The sequence below is a fragment of the Pelatocladus sp. genome, assembly GCF_059505505.1.
The window spans coordinates 55,115-71,557 of the sequence record NZ_JCACKS010000011.1; the positions used below are offsets into that span (position 1 = coordinate 55,115).

Annotated in this window: 15 protein-coding genes; 6 read left to right on the forward strand and 9 right to left on the reverse strand. The window is 38.8% G+C overall.

Features of this window, described 5'->3' with window-relative positions; translation table 11 throughout:
- Positions 1-129 precede the first annotated feature (129 nt).
- Together AC5JMK_RS01205 and cobU are read right to left on the reverse strand one after the other, a co-directional pair.
- On the reverse strand, positions 130-570 hold the full coding sequence (locus tag AC5JMK_RS01205; RefSeq protein WP_495909191.1) for a hypothetical protein: 441 nt from the start codon (positions 568-570) through the stop codon (positions 130-132).
- 106 nt (positions 571-676) lie between these two features.
- On the reverse strand, positions 677-1,261 hold the full coding sequence (gene cobU / locus AC5JMK_RS01210; RefSeq protein ID WP_495909192.1) for a bifunctional adenosylcobinamide kinase/adenosylcobinamide-phosphate guanylyltransferase: 585 nt from the start codon (positions 1,259-1,261) through the stop codon (positions 677-679).
- A gap of 432 nt (positions 1,262-1,693) precedes the next feature.
- On the opposite strand from cobU, the gene AC5JMK_RS01215 reads away from it, so the two are divergent.
- From AC5JMK_RS01215 to hpsU, 4 genes are all read left to right on the forward strand, one after another.
- Complete coding sequence (locus AC5JMK_RS01215; protein WP_096677819.1) at positions 1,694-2,461, forward strand: hypothetical protein; 768 nt, start codon at positions 1,694-1,696, stop codon at positions 2,459-2,461.
- 256 nt (positions 2,462-2,717) lie between these two features.
- On the forward strand, positions 2,718-3,653 hold the full coding sequence (locus AC5JMK_RS01220; protein WP_096679232.1) for a glycosyltransferase family 2 protein: 936 nt from the start codon (positions 2,718-2,720) through the stop codon (positions 3,651-3,653).
- 103 nt (positions 3,654-3,756) lie between these two features.
- Positions 3,757-4,704, forward strand: a complete 948-nt coding sequence (locus tag AC5JMK_RS01225) for a glycosyltransferase family 2 protein (protein WP_495909193.1) — start codon at positions 3,757-3,759, stop codon at positions 4,702-4,704.
- 38 nt (positions 4,705-4,742) lie between these two features.
- Positions 4,743-5,312 carry a hormogonium polysaccharide biosynthesis acetyltransferase HpsU gene (gene hpsU, locus AC5JMK_RS01230; protein WP_096679234.1) on the forward strand — a complete coding sequence of 190 codons (570 nt, stop codon included), beginning with the start codon at positions 4,743-4,745 and terminating at the stop codon, positions 5,310-5,312.
- Between the two features lie 69 nt (positions 5,313-5,381).
- Here the strand turns inward: hpsU and hemH are convergent, their stop codons facing one another.
- On the reverse strand, positions 5,382-6,545 hold the full coding sequence (gene hemH, locus AC5JMK_RS01235; protein WP_096677821.1) for a ferrochelatase: 1,164 nt from the start codon (positions 6,543-6,545) through the stop codon (positions 5,382-5,384).
- 94 nt (positions 6,546-6,639) lie between these two features.
- On the opposite strand from hemH, the gene AC5JMK_RS01240 reads away from it, so the two are divergent.
- Positions 6,640-7,284 carry a class I SAM-dependent methyltransferase gene (locus AC5JMK_RS01240; protein WP_495909194.1) on the forward strand — a complete coding sequence of 215 codons (645 nt, stop codon included), beginning with the start codon at positions 6,640-6,642 and terminating at the stop codon, positions 7,282-7,284.
- A 110-nt stretch (positions 7,285-7,394) separates the two neighbouring features.
- Here the strand turns inward: AC5JMK_RS01240 and AC5JMK_RS01245 are convergent, their stop codons facing one another.
- The 4 genes from AC5JMK_RS01245 to AC5JMK_RS01260 all read right to left on the reverse strand — a co-directional run bounded on the left by AC5JMK_RS01245 (position 7,395) and on the right by AC5JMK_RS01260 (position 13,869).
- Positions 7,395-8,177 (reverse strand): DUF928 domain-containing protein, encoded by a 783-nt coding sequence (locus AC5JMK_RS01245; protein ID WP_495909195.1) that lies wholly within the window; start codon positions 8,175-8,177, stop codon positions 7,395-7,397.
- 414 nt (positions 8,178-8,591) lie between these two features.
- Positions 8,592-10,952 (reverse strand): CHASE2 domain-containing protein, encoded by a 2,361-nt coding sequence (locus AC5JMK_RS01250; RefSeq protein WP_495909196.1) that lies wholly within the window; start codon positions 10,950-10,952, stop codon positions 8,592-8,594.
- 5 nt (positions 10,953-10,957) lie between these two features.
- On the reverse strand, positions 10,958-12,196 hold the full coding sequence (locus AC5JMK_RS01255; RefSeq protein WP_495909197.1) for a DUF1822 family protein: 1,239 nt from the start codon (positions 12,194-12,196) through the stop codon (positions 10,958-10,960).
- Positions 12,197-12,201: 5 nt separating this feature from the next.
- A complete protein-coding gene (locus tag AC5JMK_RS01260) occupies positions 12,202-13,869 on the reverse strand; it encodes a sigma-70 family RNA polymerase sigma factor (RefSeq protein WP_495909198.1) in 1,668 nt (555 codons plus the stop codon).
- 391 nt (positions 13,870-14,260) lie between these two features.
- Between AC5JMK_RS01260 and AC5JMK_RS01265 the strand changes: the two genes are divergently transcribed.
- Entirely contained in the window at positions 14,261-14,500 is a 240-nt protein-coding gene (locus tag AC5JMK_RS01265; protein ID WP_096677826.1) for a hypothetical protein, read from the forward strand.
- 735 nt (positions 14,501-15,235) lie between these two features.
- On the opposite strand, the gene AC5JMK_RS01270 is transcribed toward AC5JMK_RS01265, so the two are convergent.
- Positions 15,236-15,604 (reverse strand): hypothetical protein, encoded by a 369-nt coding sequence (locus AC5JMK_RS01270; RefSeq protein WP_096677827.1) that lies wholly within the window; start codon positions 15,602-15,604, stop codon positions 15,236-15,238.
- A gap of 170 nt (positions 15,605-15,774) precedes the next feature.
- On the reverse strand, positions 15,775-16,116 hold the full coding sequence (locus AC5JMK_RS01275; protein ID WP_096677828.1) for a hypothetical protein: 342 nt from the start codon (positions 16,114-16,116) through the stop codon (positions 15,775-15,777).
- Between the last annotated feature and the right edge of the window lie 327 nt (positions 16,117-16,443).

The window sequence follows — 16,443 nt, forward strand, 5'->3', positions numbered from 1 at the left end:
GAATTATACGAGTGTTATTTCTGAAAAGTACATGCCAATAAAAGCAAAAACCCGGTTTTTCTATAAACCGGGTTCATTAGAATTAAAAACATCAAAGAAATTGGAAAATATTTAAATTAATTACAAAAATTAACTATTAGAACGATGAGAAAGTTCACTTATTTTTGCTATGCGATCGCGAATCAATTTTAACTGTATTTGACTGTTCACAGGATCTCTGGGAAGAGGAACTTCTGTATTTGGCCAGTCAGATAGATCATTGCATGGACATAACTCAGCAGGCATACCTATAGTTCGCAAAGGTATAGGCATTGTGCAGCGCGAACAGGGATACATTTCCCAAGTGGATGTTAGCAGTTCGCCAATAGTTTCGGTCGTACCTTCAAGATAACAATCTCCTGCTTCTTCAGAAATAATTTTCTGCCAGCATTCTTCAAACTCATCACTATAGCGATCGCCTACAATCACAGACTTGGGCAACAAAGATTCTGCACCATCATTGATGATGATTTTTTTGCCCAACTGAAGCCAGTAAGCTAGATATTTTTTAACTTCATTTTGAGATGCCATACTCTTAATTTTATTTAGATTTTTGATACTCAATTTGGAATTAATCCTTAAGAAGAGTCGCTTGTCAATGGTTAATAGTAATCAGTTATTCTCCTTTCTTTCGCCCCTACCCTTGAAAGTCCCCACCTTCCCCGTTACCCAATCCCCGATCCCCCACAAACAACGGAGAACCAAGCAAACTGAGATTGAGAACATGACCACCAGTAACTAGATAAACAGCTTCACAGATTGTGCCTAAGTGTCGCACTAAACCACCTAAGCGATCGCGAAAAGTTCGACCCATTGGATAAGCCGGTATCACGCCCCATCCTGTTTCTTCACCGACAAAAATCATATCGGCTGCCACTAGTTGCACTGTCTCTAAAAATTCTTCCATAGTCTTTTCCCACATTGCTTCTTCCTGAGAGAGTAGATTAGCTACCCAAGTTCCTAGAGAATCAACTAAAACGCAGGTGTTCGGTGGCATTTGGGCAAGAGTATCAGACAATTGCCCTGGTACTTCCAACGTCACCCAATCTGGGGGGCGTCGTTGCTGATGCTGTTGAATACGTTGCAGCCACTCTTGATCAGCAGGATCGCGACTAGCAGTTGCTATATAAACTACTGGTTTGTCTGATTGTATTGCCAAAGCCTCTGCCCACTCACTTTTACCAGAACGCGCAGGCCCAGTCACCAGAATGATTTGATTCATTTTTAGCTCAATAAACCCAAATATAAAAATCTCATAACACAAGGTTAAAAATAAAATGAGAAAAGGGGAATCATAAATTAAAACTAAGAAATAACCATTACCCTTGCCTCATAAGTGATCCCCAATCCTTAATGCTCAATGATCCTAAGTACTACAAGGAGGAAAACCCTGCAAAACACTAGCTTCCCAATACTCCTAATTATTGGCTTAATTCCCAGCCGTTTCCTGGATATGTTGAATAAACCAGGAATTTAAACCTTTACCATAATTTTTCACTTTGGGGATGAGATTGTTGACCCCAAATAACTTTTAAGAGATAAAATTAACACTCAGCATCCTATTGATGTAACTATTGGGAAAAGTCAAAAATCCCAACTATCAATTCAGCACCATCCACAATCACAAGTCATAGAAAAGTTAGAGATACCCATTATGAAAGCAGGTTTAAAGCGTATTGAGGCTACTCTACACGATTTAGTAAATCGCGACACCACTACTACCGAGTCATCAGAAGTCAATAAGCAATCTTTATCATTTCGGATCAGTGTTGGTGAAGTAGAAAACTCAGAAAATGGTGATATCCAATCTGAAGATGAATATGATGAGCAATCACAAGAATATTCCCAGTTTCATCACGACTGTGTTCAAACATTCCAAGTCGAAGAAAACGGTTACAAAACACCAAGCCTACCCAAATTCAAAACTCCTAGCTTTACTAACCATCGCAATGCAGCCAATCCAGCATTGGCAATGAATCTGTTGCAAGAAATACAAGAAATTGTTGGCGCTTGGCAGGCAGAACTGCACAAAATCGTGCGACAAATCCAAGACGTTTATTTAGAAGGGCCAATAGTTAATGGTTGGTTAGAGTCACACACAGACAACGAACCCAAAGGAAGCGCGACGCTACGTCATGCAGAAGTTAACCGCTTGATGGACTACGTAGAAGAAATTTGCGCTCAACAAGCTAAAATTTCTTCTCAATCATCCTCTGCTGGCTATCGTTTGTGTGGTTTAGATGCTTCAGGTACAGTGTGGACGCGTCCCTGTCCCCCCGATCAGGTTGCAAGTGTGAGTATGGCGATCGCTCGTTACCAAAAGTTACGTCAGTTGTTAGGACGCAAGCAATACTTAGAAACTCGTCTAGCACAACTAGCTGAAACGCTTGTGGTATTACATGGTCACATTCAATGTCAGTGAAGTAAGTAACAGGCAATTAAGAATAAGACCTCGAAATTTTTAATTTGCGGTGATAGCAAATTTAACTATGAGCATCTTACAAGAAGATATCAGGGTGATTTCCGAAAAAACTCGGTTGGTGAGTCAGGATTTTTTGGTATAGATTGGCTCCAGAACAGGCAATATTGAATTTTTTTATGGTTAGTACTTAGTGGTTATTAAAACAACCAACAACCTACAAAAATTCAACAACCAATTCCCAAACCAAAAACTTCCCATGCCAGATACGCCAATCTCTGCCATTATCTGTACTCACAATCGAGATAATTATTTAGGCACTGCTATAGATAGCCTCCTAGCGCAGGACTTTGCTGATGGCTTTGAAGTGATAGTGGTGGATAATTGTTCTAGCGATCGCACCAGTTCTGTTGTAGAACAAAGAGCGAATCATCCCCACCTGAAGTATGTTTTTGAACCTATTGTTGGTCTATCTGTAGCCCGAAATACGGGTGCTGAAGTTGCAAGTGGTGAAATTCTGGCATACCTTGATGATGATGCTGTAGCAAGCCAAGGTTGGCTGCAAGTTTTATATAACGCCTATAAAAATAACCCAAAATTAGCGATCGCTGGTGGTAAAGTCAGCTTGTTATGGTCAGAGGAAATGCAAGCACCACGGTGGTTATCTCAAGGATTAGCGGCTAATTTAGGAGCATACAATCTCGGTGACAACATAGTTTACGTAGACAAGCCTGGTTTAACCCCCAGAGGTTTAAATTACTCGATACGTCGTAGTTTTTTAGAAGAAATAGGCGGCTTTGATCCTCGGCTTGGCCGCATAGGTAAAAATTTATTATCTAACGAAGAACTGCAAATGACCGAACTTGCCCTCCAAAGAGGTTGGCAAGTTATGTATTTACCACAAGCCCACGTATTTCACAATGTAGCCCCCGAACGTCTTAAACGCTCTTGGTTTTTAAATCGTGGTTGGTGGCAAGGTATTAGCGAGTGTTATCGAGAACAACTAGCAGGTACAGCAGGTTTCGGTCAGCTACAACGTGGTAGCGAACGTTTTTCACGTGGTTTGTACAAAGCAGTTAAATATTTTGCTGATCCAGCAGAACGATTCGACAAGCTTGTTTATGCCTATGGTCAGATTGGTTATTTAAATGCTGCGATCGCAGGCTTGTTATCAAAAAGAGTCAATACTCAATAGTTATTTGTCATTTGTCAATAGTCATTTGCTATTCACGAATGTATAGATGCTCTGTTTGTGCAATCTAATTAACAAATAACTACTAACCACTACCAAAAATATTATGTCATCTTCTAAAATACCAGTTTCTGTATTAATTCCAGCTAAAAATGAAGAAGCAAACTTGCCCGCTTGTCTTGCTAGTGTGCAAAGAGCAGATGAAATTTTTATAGTAGATTCGCAAAGTAGTGATCAAAGCGGCGAAGTTGCGAAAAATTATAGTGCAAATATCGTGCAATTTTATTTCAATGGACACTGGCCTAAAAAGAAAAATTGGTCTTTAGAAAACCTAAATTTTCGGAACGAATGGGTTTTAATCGTAGATTGCGATGAGCGTATCACTCCTGAGTTGTGGGAAGAAATTGCCCAAGCAATTCAAAATCCAGAATATAATGGCTACTACCTAAATCGTCGTGTATTTTTCTTAGGTAAATGGATTCGCCACGGTGGTAAATATCCAGATTGGAATTTGCGTTTATTTAAGCATCAAAAAGGGCGTTACGAAAATCTAAATACAGAAGATATTCCTAATACAGGTGATAACGAAGTTCACGAACACGTCATCTTAGATGGAAAAGTCGAATATCTCAAAAACGATATGATTCACGAGGATTTTCGTGACCTTTTCCATTGGTTAAAACGCCATAACCGCTATTCTAATTGGGAAGCCCGTGTTTACTATAATTTGCTTACAGGTAATCATGATCACGGTACTATTGGCGCGAAATTATTTGGTGACGCCGTACAGCGCAAACGCTTTTTAAAAAGAATTTGGGTGCGACTACCATTTAAACCATTTTTGCGATTTGTATTGTTCTATTTTATCCAGCGTGGTTTTTTGGATGGTAGGGCTGGATATATTTACGCAAGATTGTTGAGCCAATATGAATATCAAATAGGGGTTAAACTCCACGAATTACGCCACTGTGGCGGCAAACTCAATTCTAAATCTAATTCAGGGGGATCGGGGATCAGGGATTGGCGATTGGGAATCGGAGAGAATAGCCAATGACTAATAATCAATTACCAATTACCAATTACCAATTACCAATTACCAATTACCAAACATTTATAGATTTACGCAAATATGACCAATCTTGGTTTGACCGTGGGCGTCCCAGTTGGTATGTTCTGCTGTGGTGGTTTGTGCAGGCGATCGCTTTTCCTGTGATTCCTCACCCACTAAATGGTCTGCGTTGTGCTTTATTACGTCTGTTTGGCGCTCGTGTTGGTGCAGGGGTGTTCATTAGACCTACTGCTCGCTTCACCTACCCTTGGAAAATCACAATCGGTGACTATAGCTGGATTGGGGATGACGTAGTTTTATACAGCCTGGATTACATACATATAGGTGAACATTGCATAATATCCCAGAAAAGCTACCTGTGTACTGGTAGTCATGATATGTACGATCCAGCTTTCGGGTTAAAAACAGCGAGTATCTGCATTGGTAATGGGGTATGGTTAGCAGCAGATTGCTTTGTTGGCGCTGGGGTTAAAATTGGTGCAAATGCAGTCATTGGCGCCCGTAGCAGTGTTTTTACTGATATCCCACCTGCACAAGTTTGTTGGGGAACACCATGTCGTCCTCGTTATCCCAGATTTAAAGAACAAGCTTAATTTTTAATGAAAGGGGCGCACGTCTATCTGTGCGCCCCTACTACCTAGATTTGTAACCTGATTCAAAAATTACAAAATCCCAATCATATGCAATAAACCGTGTCCGGTAATCAATTCAATCATTAAGGCAATAAAACCAAGCATGGCAATGCGACCATTCCAGACTTCTGCACTCGTAGTAATACCCCATTCCCAAGCCTCTGGTGGATAAATTTTTACCTTCTTCTTCATTTGGTAAACTTGGGAGAGCTTGACACTGGGAGCTGTGAGAGCATCAACTACCAAGTCTGCTAAAGCTCTAATAAATACTGTATGGGTGTTGAGAGCAGGTACACGACGGAAGTTATGAATTCCTGCTTCTTCTGCTAATTCTCGATACTCAAGATCAATTTCTTCTAGTGTTTCGATGTGTTCGGAAACAAAACTAATCGGTACGACTACTAAGTCTTTAACACCTTGCGTTGCTAGTTCCGGAATAGCATCTTCAGTGTAAGGTTGTAGCCATTCTACTGGACCAACACGACTTTGGTAAGCCAATGTATGGGCATTGGGTCGATCAAGTGTCCGCATGATTAAATAGGTACATTCCTCAATCTCTTGCTGATAGGGATCACCTGCTTCTTCTACATAGCTTTTGGGAACACCATGAGCGCTAAAGAATACATGAGCTTCTTCTTGATTGGGTACTTGGTCAATTTCTTGAGTGATCAGTTCTGCCATCGCCTGAAGATAGCCTGATTGTTTGTACCAAGAAGGAATAACCGTGTATTCTATCTGCTGGAGTCTTGGATCTTCTTGCCAAAGTTTTTCTAAAAGCCGGAAGCTAGAACCACTTGTGCTGATAGAAAATTGCGGATACAGAGGTAATATAACTAGTTTTTCAATTCCATCTTGGATAATTCTGGCGATCGCTTCTTCGGTGTAAGGATGCCAGTAACGCATACCAATGTAGATTTTTGCATCTTGCCCCAAGGCTTGCAATTGTTCTTTGAGCGCATCTGCTTGGGCTTCGGTAATTCGCCGCAGTGGAGAACCACCACCAATTTTGCGGTAGTTTTCTTGAGATTTTTTCGTACGCCGTGAAGCAATAAACCAGGCCAGGGGTTTTTGCAACCAGGGAAAAGGTAGGCGAATAATTTCCGGATCAGAAAACAGATTAAAAAGAAATGGCCCTACATCTTCTAACTTCTCCGGGCCACCGAGATTGAGTAGTAATACGCCTACACGACCCATAGCAGTAACAATCCCCCAATCTTTTCAGGTTTTTTACTAATGTTAACAATATATCTTTATTAAATATATAAGTTAACGACTAAGGATAGAGGCAGTGGCTACAATTTTACGAGATTGGAGTTATCGTTACCAGTGGCTGTACGATGGTATATCCCGTTTGGCAGCTATAAGTATTGGTGGTGAACAACGTTTTCGACAATTAGCTTTGCAAGGTTTAACAATTCACTCAGATACCAAAGTCCTTGATTTGTGCTGTGGAAGTGGACAAACAACACAATTTCTAGTCAAATTGTCACAAAATGTAACAGGATTAGATGCTTCACCATTATCTCTGCAACGGGCAAAACAGAATGTACCACAAGCAGAATATGTGGAAGCTTTTGCGGAAGAGATGCCCTTTGCTGATAATCAATTTGATCTGGTACATACAAGTGTTGCTTTACACGAAATGCAACCAGAGCAATTGCGAAAAATTATTCAAGAAGTATACCGTGTGCTAAAGCCAGGTGGAGTGTTTACTTTTATAGATTTTCATCATCCTCATAATGCCTTGTTTTTGCCATCTGTATGGCTGTTTTTGTGGTTATTTGAAACGGACACTGCTTGGCAGTTGTTGAAGACTGACTTACCTGGGTTATTAATGGAAATGGGGTTTAGTATCAACAAGCAAAGTTTATATGCGGGTGGAAGTTTGCAAGTGATACAGGCGAGTAAGGGACGTAATAACGCTTCACCATAAGTCTGATAGATTTAGGAACAACTAATCAGTTATCAGTTATCAGTTATCAGTTATCAGTTATCAGTTATCAAATTAAACTGTTAACTTTTAACTGATTCATGCCCGACCCTTTATCTATTTTCTTCTATAACTTCTCCCACAATAGGCTGTGATGCAATATTTGCTAAACCAACATCCTCCAACAAATTAGCCCAATCTTTGGCAAGTATAGGATTTTTTGGTTCATTTAAGCGGAGTTTAGCTAACTCAGACAAGGCTGAGTACCAAATCCCATTTTCAGCATAAATTGCGATGTGCTGTCGTGGTTTAGTAGTTGATTTCAAAAGACCTTTTAAGTTTGGTTGGATTGCTATCTTTTGCACCCATCCACGCACAAATATTGGGTTCAGTAGTCTTTGGCGAGAACAATAAAGTTTGAAGTACCATTGATGATCTTTGTTAAGTTCTAAGGGTACTGTAGATGGCACTGTTAAGCTCACAAACCCTGGCGTCTTAGGCAGAGTAAATTTAGTCTGATAGATTTCTTCATCTGCTTCATTCTGTAATACAAATTTTCCAACGGGTGTGTCTTGTGATTTATACGGTACAAAAAACCAAAAGCTAGGATTATCATCAACCGTCAAACCGACATTTTTTTCTGGTATCAATGCAATTATTGGTACATTCACCGACGGACAGTCACCACGGCTTCCAGTTCCTACCCTATTATTAGGTCTACCTCGCCTTGATCCATCTGGTTCTTTGTCTTGAAAGTGAATTTCTATATTCTGAGAATTGCTAGTATTCAAATTGTGATTTACTGGTTGATTGGATTGGGCTATTTCTGGTACAAAATAGCTCATCCAGACAAGCAACATACAAGCGATCGCTAATGCCCATTTTGATTTAGTCATTTGTCATTTTTTTGGTTGAACTACAGTACAGTTTGTTTATCTAGTACAGTACGTCAGAAATCAATCTACCCTTTATAAAAGGCTAAAGCTATAAAATATAGTTCTTCTGAATGCGTGAATGTGTGAATGGGTAACTTCCAAGGTAGTAGTACTAGCCTTTATATTATTTTCATTGGTGTAATTAAATTAAGATTATGCACTTAGGGAGTAGTGTGAAAACATAAAATTTTTTTATGCTAAATAATGATAAATTTTTGCACAATTTAGTTGATAATATGCATGTTTACAAAATAAGGGAACAGGGAACTTCAGGTTAAGAGTTCTTTGTTAAGAGTTAAGAGTAAAAAAACTTTAAGCGTGGGTTTCCCTTTTTCCCATTTCCCGTTCCCCGTTCCCTCTGAAATATTTTTATTGTTATTCTTCACTTTGAGATGAACTTAAGGTAGCCACTGTTGCTCCACCTGTTAATAAGACTAGTGCTGATGGAAGCAGTGGTATCCATAATCCTTGTATTAATAAGAACAAACAAGCCAGATATAAAAGACCGATCGCACCGATTAAGGCAATGATCAAGTGTAAGCGCGATCGCAACTGCCAAGCCAGTACACCTCCCGCTAAACACCAAACCCAAATCCACAGGTTTTCACCCCACTTTGGTAAAACCCATAATAGTGGTCGATGATCCAGCACAGCACTGAGAATCTGACTAACCATATGTGCTTGTACAACAACTCCTGGCATTTCCTTGTGGGGCCACATTTGGCTAGTGTAGGGAGTAGACCAGTAATCGTGAAAACTTTCGGCAGTTGTACCAATAATCACTATGCGATCGCGGACTAATTCGGCAGTGAGTTGATCGTTGAGAACCTCTTTGAGAGTAACTGTTTGGGCGACTGGATCGGCAGCACGCCAATTTAATAAAACTTGATAACCGAGATTATCTATATCACTGTAACCGCCACTGTTTTGCTCTAAAGTTTTAAAGACCACATTGCCAAACTGCCAATTATTTTCAGGTGTCAGTTTAGGTTGAATACCTTGGTTTTTTAAGTAACGGCTAGCAAGGCGAAAGTTAAAAGATTTATCAGTCGCGCAGGGAGGTGCAGGAGCCATAGCCAAAATTTGGCGACGGATAACGTTATCAGGATCATCAATGACATCACTAAAACCTTGACGTTGGATTTGGGTAGAAACTTCTGGGGGTGGTGGAACACCAGGATTAGTTTTGTCTTCACTGGCTCTGCATATAGCAATAAAGCGATCGCTTGTTTGCATCGTTTTGGCTAAATCTGCATATTCTGGTTTGGCTGGATTTTCGCGATAGATATCCAAACCAATAACATGAGGGTTGAAGCGTTCCAGTTTTTTCACTGCTTGAGCCAATGCTTTGTCTGATAGTGATGCTCCTGCTCTTTCTGTGGCAGGTTGAGCGCTGACATCAGCTTCTGTCACTTCTACTATAAGTATACGAGGATCGGTTTTTTCAGGAGGGCGCGATCGCATCAATAAATCAAAGGCTGCGAGTTCTCCCAACTGCAAAATTCCTAGCGATCTGATACCAATAGCAAGGGTTGTTATTACTAAACTTGCTTTCAAGATGAGTGGGAGAATGCGTCGCTTGGGCAAAATTGGGCGGCGATCGCTCACACGCTGTTCTGGCCAAACTAACGGTTCTGCGGCTGGGTTCTGGCAAATTACTGGTAGCCAGCTAGCACAGGGAAATTCATTTTCCAAACCCTGTAATTTATCCTGTGCTTCCCGCACCGCTAGATAGAAAGATTCCCCATGAGCAAAAGCTTCTAGAAAGTGCTTTAAAAATTCCTGGGCGACAAAATCGGGGACTGGTTCTCGCATGACAATCATTTGCGGAATTTGCAGAGAACCCAATTCCCGTGCTAATTCTATACCTTCGCAGGAGTTAAAAATGACTAAATTTAAACCCCGTGCGATCGCTGCTTTGAGAGCATTTTTTAATTGGGCGATCGTCAAAGTATCTGTTTGATTGAGATGAATTCGACCATTTTCTTTTTCCACATCCGTTGAACCATGGCCTGCAAAAAACAGCATATCCCAGCCTCGTTTATCCCAAAGCCACCGATCCAATTCTTGTCTTTGTGGTTCGACTAAAAAAATAATTTCCGCGCCTGGTAATTGCTCTAAAATCGTCCGATCTTGTTGGACATCGATTCCTTGACTATTACCCAGCACTGCTAATATCCTGATTTTTCGTCCAGAATTTTTACGTAACGGCTTAACTTGCTCAACCTCTAAAATGCTTGAACATGCCACCGCCTTTTGGTAATCTTCAAAAAAATTCCACAAATGCCAAGGTAGACGCCTAACTTGGTTGTCTTCTGTTGCTAAAATTAAGCGTATTTCATCATCTGGGTTTAATTTTGTGCGTAATTTTTGATCGATGTGACGAAATGGCTCAGATTTCAACCAGGAATTAATTTGTTTGTGTAAATCATCGCATAAATTACTAAAATCAATAGAGGAAACATTCGTGACATCTTCTTCATCTATTTCGATATCTATATCCTCTAGGTCATCTGTGTAATTACGCCAATCAGAGCCAGGATAGAGAGTTTCATAAAGTAATTGATAAAGCAGTTGCCAACGTTTGTAGAGTGACCAAAGTTCTGGTGCAGGTGGTAGGCTACCCGTAAATTGCATGGCGATTGGATTACCATCTTCCCACAGTGCAGCAGTCACAGAGGGAAAGCCTTGCTTTAAATTACCCTTTCCCAGGTTTAATACAACCAGTTTACTCATGGCTCTTAGCCAACAAGCTTCTCAAGCATAAACTTTTCTTTAATACTGATATCACCTAAAGCGACCTGTAAACTAAAACTTTTTCCTGGAGGAGATTTAAATTTTTTGAGTTGAATAAAATGGTCGTGACTTCTAGATTGTACTTCCTGAATAATGTTTCCTGACCCCGAAAGCAAAAGCAATTTTAGATCAGGTGGTAAATACACCTCTTCATTGGCTGGATGTAGCTGGACACGGATACTAACTTTCTCATCGATCTCTGATGTTAGACCAATCAGCAGTACAACAGCAGTATCCCTTAATTGCATCCCTAAATCAATTAACTTAGCTCCCTTAACCCGAACTTCATTCAAAGTAGCATCACTCCGGAATTGCACAGCTAAAGTATGTTGTTGTGAGCTACAGAAGGTGTCAAAAGAGTCCCAACCTGCTTCAAAGACATTTTGAAACCATTTACTTAAGTTGTTTACCAAAGAGTGGTTGTATTCAACAAGATTCCCTTGATGTTTTAAAAGCCTTTTTTGGTACAAATCTTGCCTTTCTTCATCTAGTGCTAGTAGTGCCATCCATTCTTCATGACTTATATTTTCGGGTAAATCAGGAGTCCATTGATCTAGTTGCTTAAGTAATTTGTCTACTTGTATGCTTGACAATGTTGGCAAAATGTTTACCTCTGGTTTTTGTACAGAACATATTTCTCGTGCTACCCACATGACATTTATATCTGCAATTAAATCCTCTTCATCTAATAAATAAGTTCGGTCTATCAGGTCAAAATTAGCTTGCTCGCGAATTTGTTGGTGAGTTGTGTATCCCCACACTCCTAACCAGTTTTCTTCTAGATTGATCTGCACAGCTAGATAATAATTCGCTACCCAGTTGGGAATATCAACCCATTCTTGAGGGATGCGAAATTCTCTCAGATTACTTTTATCGGTGGGGATTAACACTAGTCGCAGATCACCCAAAGTTATACAAGTACCATTTACAAATTCCCAAAAACTGGGTAACTGATGATAGCTTGGCCACACATTTGGAGTTTCACCCAAATCTGGGTCTTGTTTCAACATATTTAAAAAAGAATTCAAACATAAAGAATTTAGGTAGGAATTCCAACGAGCAGCAGGGTTAGAATAATAGTTTTGAGCAGATATTTGCCATGCATATTCTTGTTCTTGAGATGATAATTCTAACCATAATTTCTCTGGATAAAGCGTTATCAATTCATCCATTTCTAAGTTCATATAAATCATCCCTGGTTAGTAAAATAAAATTTAGTTTTTAACCATTCTTCAACAAAATCAGCTATTTTGTGATTGACTATTGCCAAAGAATTTTTTTCTAATTTTATACTCTCCTCTAATTCGTTTTTGAAGCATATAGCTAGATATTTTTTTAAATGTGAAATTATCTGAGAGCCTTCGGAAATAAAGACAGTTATTTGTTGATAATTTGTTTGCTCTAAAGTATGAATTTGATTTGTAAGCATTGATATTTTTTCTTGTTCTGGAAACTGCTCTACAATCTTATCTAATGTCGAGTAAAATATTTTTTGACAATGAAAGCGCAAACATTCATTCATAGCATCCTTGATATTTTCCAATTCTTTTTCATTTTTAAAGCAAATATCTGGGTCAAGCTTATTCAATTCAATAGCTATTTTTTTTAATAGATTTCTAATATATCTATCTGAGTGACGAGCTACTTGATATTGTTTTTGTAAGTCTGGATACTTATTTTTTAAAATTATCGCTATTTCAGTTTGAGTTAAATTTAGTCCTTGCCAAAGTTTAAATATGGTTTGACCAGCTTCTGGCAGAGATGCAAATAAATTTGAAACAATTGACTGAACTTGCTCCCATGTTTCTTGTTGTATGAGATTATCCCAAAGTGTAGGTATGGGATCAGAAACATTATCATATTCTTCTAATGGTAAAAAACGTTTTGTGCGATAATCACGAGCAGATCGCACACAAATTGATAACATATGTTGAACTTTTTCACTAGAAATTGAGGTTGTAGGAAAATCTAGTTTATTGATTTTTTGATTATAGCAATAGGCAATTTCTTGTAGATGCTGTTGATTTGGAGGTTCTAAACTACGCCCTCCTTGACAACGTGCTGGCTGATAAATTTTATCTAAACATTGCCAAACCAAGCAGTATAAATCAAGTTTTGTGTGATTGATCCCTTGATAAAGCAATGCTTCGCGTAATTCTTTAGTGTTTAAATCTTTTAGTAAACCATAATCAGAAAATTTTCCTCTCTTTGCTTCTAGATCATGTTGATAAATGGTATTGCTGATTAGTCTTATGATTGCTGTTTTAGCATATCCTTCAATATTCGTCAGTGGATATTCAAAATTAAAATTTTTGAGAAGTTTACTTGCTGGATTAGCAGCTGCATTAGCAATTTGAAAAAATTCTTCTAGTGGATATTTATGCTGGAGATATTTAAATCTTTGATAAGATTTTTGAGAAGCCCACAAGCAAGCTTCTTGCAAATATGCAGATAAATGTTTCCCCGCGATGAAAGAAGACGTGGTGATGCGGTGAGGAGGGCGTTGCGGAGGTACCCTCCGTTGTAGCGACTGCGTTCGCGCAGCGTCCCGGAGGGAACCACCCGAAGGGTGATGCGGTGATGCAGAGAAATTTCCCGTGTCCTGTTGTCCTCCTTGTCCTCCTTGTTCCCCTTGTTCTTGTGTCTCCGTCTCCTGTTGTGTTGATTTCTCTCTGATTACTTTTAGAAAGTATTGCGCCCAAAATTCTTCATTAGCATCTCTTTGTGACTCTACTAAACTCCTCATACAACGTTCTAGTTCTGGATCTGTTCGCCAAATAGGATTTCCATCACTACCGGGATTACCAAAACTGAGAAACGTTGAGAACTTTTCTATGATGTCTTCACGTTTTTTCATGAAGTGTCCTCTGCTTTTTGCTGAGGTCAACTGTTAATGAGTCAACCTAGTCCTCAAAATATCCAAGACAAGATGTTGCTATTTATGTATGGGAATTGCAAACAGGGAATTATGCAGCAAATGTCGTCAAAAGACTTAAATTATATGAAAATCTTGGCTAAGACTATTTTGAAGCTTGTTTTCCTATTGTCGCATGGACTATTGCTTCGATCCCTGTAAAGTATCTGTCAAAAGCATCTGTACGATTGTGCGATCGCGATTCAATAAATTTCTATCCTTCGGGGGAGGATATTTTAGCTGTGACACTTTAATCGCTGCCAACTATATAGTTAATTCTCAGATCAGTCTATGCTATAGAAAATAAGACTAGAAATTATAGCAAAGAAAATCAATGAACATCAAAACCCAGAAATCTGCCCTTTTTAAGCCTGTTGTAGGAAAGTCAGACGTGGATGATCAACGAATTAAGGAACAGCGAGTCAAAATTAATGCTGGTACAGGACTTTATATGGAGTCATCCAAATGGGCTAAAGTTGAAAAGACGGTGAGTCCACGTTATCGTTTCACATCGGCCAAAGAGCAAGTTTGTCAAATCAAGAAAACTTGGTACATTTTCCCCTCTACTGTGTAAATTTCTTCAAAATAAGCAGTTCGACAAAATTAAATTCATTCGTGGAGATAGGAAACTCTTAACAGGGAATAGGGAATAGGGAATGAAGAAACAATATGTGTAACTAAATACCGTTTAAGTACTTAAATAAAAAAGTGTGATTGTATGCTTTACCTCGTTATCTTGAAATAAATCAAGTTTTTGAGTTGTAAATTAAGTTTTTGAGTTGTAAATTAAGTTTTTGAGTTGTAAATCAAGTTTTTGAGTTGTAAATCAAGTTTTTGAGTTGTAAATTAAGTTTTTGAGTTGTAAATTAGCTTCACAAGTCATAAAACAGATTTTTAACTCAAAAATCCGGTATAAATATTTTTTTACATCAAATTTCACCAGTATGCGTTCCAATACTGTTTAGATTCAGGACTTACGCAACTGGATATTATTTTAAGTTCGTAGTGAGGACTTTAGTCCTCAAAATAAGGACTAAAGTCCTCACTACAAGCAAAATTTTGAAATTTTTGTGACACTTGCGTAAGTCCTGAGATTAAGACAAATATATTGACAAGCTAGATCCCTAACTTCTTAAAGGATACAGCTGGCGAATCAGGGGTGACATCTCTCATCAACGATTTTTCGTCATTCCACCAGATGTAGAGACGTAGCAATGCTACGTCTCTACAAGCCAATTTGTGGGCGAATGAGGGGTCAAACCCACCATTCGCCAGCTGTGTCCTAAGTCGGGGATCTGGACAATACAAATTAAAGCCAATCTCGATAAGCCGAAATTTCATTGACGCTAATTTCAAATGGTCTTCCTTTACCCATGGGAGGATAAACGCGGATTTTGGCGTCACTGCTATATTTTTCTAGCTTACTTCCTAGCTGAGGAATATTGTTGACGATATGCCAATAGGTTACGATGTCTGGGGAGTCAATGATTAATTTGAGACTACCGTCTTTGGTTGTGAGATACCACTGACAAGTAGACAACAACATTTGTGTGATGCGATCGCACGCTTGAAAAAAGCATGCACCAATTGATTGTTCTAATTCCAGATACAGCATTCTATCCTGTGGCGTCACCTCATTGGGTGGCATGTCATCTGGAGGTAAGAAGGGTTTTTTCATTATGTTAGCCCTTGATTTAAGATTGTTGATCGTTGTTTGTTGTTTGGTGTTTACCAATCAACAATCAACAACCAACTTCTGAAAAGGTTTGCAGTCAATCGTTATGCGATCGCCATGAATGTGTTGATGATGGTTTTCGTAAAAAATTCCAGTTTTCATTGCGATCGCTATTATTCAGACATTGCAACCCAATGCAAATCTAACCACAAGCGCGGATCTGCTTGCTTGATTTTCGACATTGGATCGCGTAACAGTCGTGAAGCATTCAAGAAAACTACCTGAACTAACCCCATATTCTCTGCTAAATCTCGGAGTATTTCTTTGTGGACTTGCACAAGAGGCATTATTTCATCAGAACAATAAATTCCAATGTAGCGCAAGCGTTTTGGAGGTCGTCCCCAATAATTGGTGATGACTTTCACATAACAGTCATCTAATAATTCTCCGATTTTGGGGTAGTATTTTTTGACGATTCTCAGGTATTCTTTGGATAATATGTCTTCTCTAATCATGACAAAACCTATTGCAAGAAGGCAAAAGGCATAATTAAGCCTGAATAATGAATGATGAAAATAAACACTTCATTTTTCATTCTTAATACGCTTTCAAATCAATAGTTTTTTTCAGCCACCATGCACTATTTTTGTAAGCTTTATCACAATATTAATATAGCATAATTTTGTCATATTTACATGACTAAATCATAGAATAAACACTAAAAGTTTTGAATTTAATAATATCAAAACCACATATTTTATTAATAAACTAAATACGAAAAAAGAAAAGTTTGTGACAAGTAAAAATTTTCGTCACAAACAGAACAACACACAAGCAATATC

What these genes read in the sequence shown, in the direction of transcription:
- AC5JMK_RS01270 (WP_096677827.1), bottom strand. Translation starts at nt 15,604, where the DNA reads ATGAAAAAACCCTTCTTACCTCCAGATGACATGCCACCCAATGAGGTG.
- AC5JMK_RS01275 (WP_096677828.1), bottom strand. Translation starts at nt 16,116, where the DNA reads ATGATTAGAGAAGACATATTATCCAAAGAATACCTGAGAATCGTCAAA.
- cobU (WP_495909192.1), bottom strand. Translation starts at nt 1,261, where the DNA reads ATGAATCAAATCATTCTGGTGACTGGGCCTGCGCGTTCTGGTAAAAGT.
- AC5JMK_RS01250 (WP_495909196.1), bottom strand. Translation starts at nt 10,952, where the DNA reads ATGAGTAAACTGGTTGTATTAAACCTGGGAAAGGGTAATTTAAAGCAA.
- hemH (WP_096677821.1), bottom strand. Translation starts at nt 6,545, where the DNA reads ATGGGTCGTGTAGGCGTATTACTACTCAATCTCGGTGGCCCGGAGAAG.
- AC5JMK_RS01260 (WP_495909198.1), bottom strand. Translation starts at nt 13,869, where the DNA reads ATGAAAAAACGTGAAGACATCATAGAAAAGTTCTCAACGTTTCTCAGT.
- AC5JMK_RS01245 (WP_495909195.1), bottom strand. Translation starts at nt 8,177, where the DNA reads ATGACTAAATCAAAATGGGCATTAGCGATCGCTTGTATGTTGCTTGTC.
- AC5JMK_RS01215 (WP_096677819.1), top strand. Translation starts at nt 1,694, where the DNA reads ATGAAAGCAGGTTTAAAGCGTATTGAGGCTACTCTACACGATTTAGTA.
- AC5JMK_RS01265 (WP_096677826.1), top strand. Translation starts at nt 14,261, where the DNA reads ATGAACATCAAAACCCAGAAATCTGCCCTTTTTAAGCCTGTTGTAGGA.
- AC5JMK_RS01255 (WP_495909197.1), bottom strand. Translation starts at nt 12,196, where the DNA reads ATGAACTTAGAAATGGATGAATTGATAACGCTTTATCCAGAGAAATTA.
- AC5JMK_RS01205 (WP_495909191.1), bottom strand. Translation starts at nt 570, where the DNA reads ATGGCATCTCAAAATGAAGTTAAAAAATATCTAGCTTACTGGCTTCAG.
- AC5JMK_RS01225 (WP_495909193.1), top strand. Translation starts at nt 3,757, where the DNA reads ATGTCATCTTCTAAAATACCAGTTTCTGTATTAATTCCAGCTAAAAAT.
- AC5JMK_RS01220 (WP_096679232.1), top strand. Translation starts at nt 2,718, where the DNA reads ATGCCAGATACGCCAATCTCTGCCATTATCTGTACTCACAATCGAGAT.